Source organism: Vibrio sp. 1402 (assembly GCF_033340275.1).
Genome location: NZ_JAWOWE010000728.1, coordinates 1 through 514, shown reverse-complemented (window position 1 = coordinate 514; position 514 = coordinate 1). Strand labels below are relative to the sequence as shown.

At 44.0% G+C, this 514-nt stretch carries 1 pseudogene; it reads right to left on the bottom strand.

What is annotated here, in order from left to right:
* Window positions 1-514, bottom strand: a pseudogene (locus tag R7044_RS28165) (methyl-accepting chemotaxis protein); the annotation flags it as partial.

Below are 514 nucleotides of genomic sequence, written 5' to 3'. Positions count from 1 at the left end.
CTTTCGCTGATGTTCTTAATCGTTGCTAGTAAGCTACCAACACGAACGTTGATAGAGCGAGAAATTTGCCAAATCAGCGCAAAAATCACTACTAAGATGAACGCAGTAATGGCTTGCTTGATGCTTGCCATTTTTTCATCGCGTTGGGTTGCGGCAGAATCAATCGATGATGAGAAAGCTTCAAACTGCTCTTCCACGGCGTGAGATAGCGCGCGAGTTTCGCCCAGTAAACCTTTGTTGTAAGCCACACCAATGACTTGTTTTTGAGCTGCAAGTTGTTTCGCTGACTCTAACAGTTCTGGAACGTATAGGTCAGACAGTTTGCTTGAGTCAAATTCGCCCACTTTCACCGCATTATCAAACTGGATAAGAGAAAGGATTTGCTGATGGTCGGCGCTTTTCTTTGCTTCAAGTAGCAGGTTTTCGTAACGCGCAAGAATGCCACTTTCTTTGTCTAGGCCATACTTTTGAGAAGCGGAAACTAATGCTTGGAAACCTTTTTGATAAGCGAGTA